Source organism: Streptomyces hazeniae (genome assembly GCF_031845485.1).
In the GTDB taxonomy this organism is placed as follows: domain Bacteria; phylum Actinomycetota; class Actinomycetes; order Streptomycetales; family Streptomycetaceae; genus Streptomyces; species Streptomyces hazeniae.
This window is the reverse complement of record NZ_JAVREQ010000081.1, coordinates 1-712: the sequence shown is the minus strand read 5'-3', so window position 1 is coordinate 712 and position 712 is coordinate 1. Positions and strand designations below refer to the sequence as shown.

Genomic DNA, 712 nt, shown 5'->3' with positions numbered 1-712 from the left:
TCCTCCGCACCGACACCAGCGGCAACCCCACCTTCCGCACCCTCCTGAACCGCGTACGCAACACCGACCTCACCGCCTACGCCCACCAGGACCTCCCCTTCGAAACCCTCGTCGAAGACCTCAACCCGACCCGCACCCTCACCCACCACCCCCTCTTCCAGACCATGCTCGTCCTTCAGAACAACGCCACCGCCGACATCGAACTGCCAGGACTGAACGCAGAGCTGGCTCCGGTGGCGAACGCGGAGGCGAAGTTCGATCTGACGGTGGCGGTCACCGAACACACCGACGCCGACGGACGCCCGGCAGGGCTGACCGGTCACGCCGAATACGCCACCGACCTCTTCGACCACACCACCGTCGAGAAGCTCCTGGACCGCCTCACCCGGCTCCTCACCACCGCCACCACCCACCCCGACAACCCGATCGGCACCATCAACCTCCTCACCCCCGCCGAACACACCACCTGGCACGCAAGGGCAACCCGCACCCCCGAAACCACCGGACCCCTCACCCTCACCCACGCCTTCCAGGCCACCGCTCATCGCCACCCGGACCTGACCGCGCTCGTGTGCGGCGAAGCGAGCCTGACCTACCGCGAGCTGGACGAGGCCGCCAACCGTCTCGCCCACCACCTGGGTGCCTGCGGGGTGTCGCGCGGGGACACCGTCGCCGTCCTCCTCGACCGCGACCTCCCCCTGGCCACCACCAC

The 712-nt window shown here is 69.0% G+C and carries 1 protein-coding gene; it reads left to right on the top strand.

The window, feature by feature from the left end:
- Positions 1-712: condensation domain-containing protein (locus RM572_RS28665; RefSeq protein WP_311676293.1), on the top strand; the 712-nt coding region annotated here is incomplete at both ends.